Consider the following 2,768-nt stretch of genomic DNA (forward strand, 5'->3'; position numbering starts at 1 on the left):
GTAAACTCTTTTTTTATCTTGTTGTCAAATGATTCTATTTCAATAGTTGCAATTGGATCGTATAGTTCGTTTTGCTTTTGATAAGAAAAGTTATAAATTGCTTTTTTATTTTTTTTACTTGCCACAATCAACCTTAGTTATAAAAACGCTTCTATATTTCACCTTTTCCATTACTCTTTCGATTAGTGAATCTTCACTAACGTCTGAATCAAGGATTTTTCCGTTTTCAAAATAAACAAACTTATTACAATATGCTGTTAGAAGAGCGCGATCGATATTTAAAAAGTCTCTTTCTTGTTTTTTGATAAAATCATGAGTTTCTTTATTGGGAAATAAATTGATAATTTTTGTATCTACTTTTTTTATTAAAGTCATTGTTACTCGATAAAGAACGCAACTACTAATCACTATTATTCTAAATGTTTTGTAAGGAAATTGTCAGATTCTTATGTTTCTCGATCGGTTGTGGGAGATGCTGGATGTTAAACAACTCTAAAAATTAGAACGAGAGATTTTGTGACAAGATATCATGATTCGATACATAAAGCTTAATCTCATCACAGGTATAGAAACATGAAAGTCAATTCACCCAATAGCAAGCCTTTATCTCCTCAAGAATTAGAGCATTTAGCCTATTTAAAATCTGTAGTTAAAAAATCTTTAGAAGATGGCTCTTTTTCTACCGATGAAATAGATCGCATCAAGTCGATTATTTGGGCTGATGGCAAAGTAACCTCTGAAGAGTTACAAACACTGCATAATACCATCAAAGAGGTTATGGGAGATGAATTACCAGAACTGGAATGGCGAGCTAATAGCTAGTTGCATTCTGAAATAGCTGCTGCATTGTGAAGGAAATCTCAATTAAAGTTAAGTATTATCTAGAAATTATTAAAAAATATGGGTGTTTCTCTTTAAAAATCGAAAATTAACCTAATCTAACTAAAGTTTTATCAATAAAATAATTCATGCAAACAAGATTAAACATTAGTCTTGCTTTAGGGGCAATCTTTGTTCCGATAATTACCCTGTTTGCTGCTAATCCTTTACAGGCACAACCGCGAGATCGTTATAGCGATCGCGATCCTCACTATTATTGTGATGGTTTAGCACGAGATCGTACAGCACGTTTTTCCGAACGAGACACCGTAGGAGATGCTGTGGGAGATGCTATTGGTGGAGCTATTCTTGGTGGCATCATCGGTGGTATTGCATGAGATGCGGGCAAAGGCGCGGGAATTGGCGCGGGAGTTGGCGTTATTGGCGGGGGAAAGGAAAGAGATGATGACAGAAAAGCTTTTTACAGGCGCGAATACGATGCTTGTATGCGTCGCAATGGATATTAGTATTTTTTGTTTAACCCCAATCCAATAATTAATTCAATGTCGATAAAATTCAAAAGAGGAAATTAGAGTGAAAAGATTTAGTTGGCTAGTGTTATTAAGTGCGATCGCTTTTGGTAGTGTTAGTGTTGGGTACGCTTTCTCCTCTTTCAAAGCGACGTACTTCTTCTTCAAATTGTTCGTAACCCTTTTCAAAAAAGTCGGGACGATCAAATAAACCAGCCGTTGCAGAATTAATGTTTAGATTAAATAGTAAGAGAAATAAAGTAGTTTTGAACAGATAATTTATTTTCATATATATCGATAGTTAAGCAAAATAATCAGATAATTAATATACATCTTTACATAGCTATTCCGATATAATTTCTTCACGAAAATCAATAACTAATTGCATATTTTCTATCATTAAATCTCGTAAGTCTCTAGTTAAAGGAACTTCACTATTATCGCCAAACCATTTATCGAATAATATAGTCTCACTAGGTTCATTATTAATAAAACCCTGCATAAAATTGACTAAAGCATAATTAACATTATTCAAAAATTGCGAGTTATCTTCGGGAATCATACAGGCAATTCCTTCCTGAGAATAGTAGCCCACAAGGTTGAAATTTTCACCATTGCTAGCATTTTGCAACCAGCTATTTAATAAAATATCGTCATCGGCAAAAGCATCAATAGTTCCTGTTTCTAAAGCTGTACGACCTTCATCGCGATCTTCAAAATAAACTAGATTAGCGGTTGGTTCGGCTTTTTTAATAGCTATTTCATTAGTAGTTCCTGGTAAAACACCAATTTTTTTATTAGCTAAAGATTGAGATATTGCATCGTAATTATTTTGCCTGACTAATAATCTCGTTCCCGTAATTCCATAGCTAACAGAAAAGTCTATTTTTCGATCTCTTTCCCAAGTAAAACTACTCGCGTCGCAAACAATATCTACTTCTCGATTTACTAAGCGATCTATTCTTGCTTGTGGTTCGAGGGCAACTAATCTTAGTTTGATTTTACGCCCTAATTCTCTTTCTATTTGTTGCTAAATTAACCCTAGCATATCAACAGAATAGCCCGTCAAATTTTCGTTATTATCTGCATAAGCAAAAGGAAATGCATCTTTACTTGTTCCTGCGGTTAAAACTCCTGTTCTGGCTATTTTTTCCATCACTGTTTCTGCCACAGCAAGTTGTGTAGTTAAAACCGTCCCTAAAAGAGTAATACCAGACAACCATAGTTGTAATAATCTGCGATGCTTAAAGATATTCAATCTCATATTCATGCTTTACTATTATCGATTTACAGTTTTTAATTATTGGACAAGTTTGCCTAATTTAAGGCAAAATAAACTAAATAAATTAAAATAAATTAAAGATTATCGATTATTATACGTTAGATATTTTAATAATGAATTTTGGCTGATTGCAATTA

The 2,768-nt window shown here is 33.3% G+C and carries 4 protein-coding genes and 1 pseudogene; 2 read left to right on the forward strand and 3 right to left on the reverse strand.

What is annotated here, in order from left to right; translation table 11 throughout:
- Window positions 1–114 precede the first annotated feature (114 nt).
- A complete protein-coding gene (locus AC33VI_RS23590) occupies window positions 115–375 on the reverse strand; it encodes a hypothetical protein (RefSeq protein ID WP_491784699.1) in 261 nt (86 codons plus the stop codon).
- Between the two features lie 198 nt (window positions 376–573).
- On the opposite strand from AC33VI_RS23590, the gene AC33VI_RS23595 reads away from it, so the two are divergent.
- Both AC33VI_RS23595 and AC33VI_RS23600 read left to right on the forward strand, forming a co-directional pair.
- On the forward strand, window positions 574–822 hold the full coding sequence (locus tag AC33VI_RS23595) for a hypothetical protein (RefSeq protein ID WP_491784700.1): 249 nt from the start codon (window positions 574–576) through the stop codon (window positions 820–822).
- Between the two features lie 146 nt (window positions 823–968).
- Window positions 969–1,217 carry a hypothetical protein gene (locus AC33VI_RS23600; protein WP_491784701.1) on the forward strand — a complete coding sequence of 83 codons (249 nt, stop codon included), beginning with the start codon at window positions 969–971 and terminating at the stop codon, window positions 1,215–1,217.
- A 223-nt stretch (window positions 1,218–1,440) separates the two neighbouring features.
- Here the strand turns inward: AC33VI_RS23600 and AC33VI_RS23605 are convergent, their stop codons facing one another.
- Window positions 1,441–1,638, reverse strand: coding sequence for a hypothetical protein (locus AC33VI_RS23605; protein WP_491784702.1), 198 nt, complete (start codon window positions 1,636–1,638; stop codon window positions 1,441–1,443).
- A 54-nt stretch (window positions 1,639–1,692) separates the two neighbouring features.
- A pseudogene (locus AC33VI_RS23610) lies at window positions 1,693–2,619 on the reverse strand (amino acid ABC transporter substrate-binding protein).
- Between the last annotated feature and the right edge of the window lie 149 nt (window positions 2,620–2,768).

This window comes from Waterburya sp. (assembly GCF_058530065.1).

What these genes read in the sequence shown, in the direction of transcription:
- AC33VI_RS23590 (WP_491784699.1), bottom strand. Translation starts at nt 375, where the DNA reads ATGACTTTAATAAAAAAAGTAGATACAAAAATTATCAATTTATTTCCC.
- AC33VI_RS23595 (WP_491784700.1), top strand. Translation starts at nt 574, where the DNA reads ATGAAAGTCAATTCACCCAATAGCAAGCCTTTATCTCCTCAAGAATTA.
- AC33VI_RS23600 (WP_491784701.1), top strand. Translation starts at nt 969, where the DNA reads ATGCAAACAAGATTAAACATTAGTCTTGCTTTAGGGGCAATCTTTGTT.
- AC33VI_RS23605 (WP_491784702.1), bottom strand. Translation starts at nt 1,638, where the DNA reads ATGAAAATAAATTATCTGTTCAAAACTACTTTATTTCTCTTACTATTT.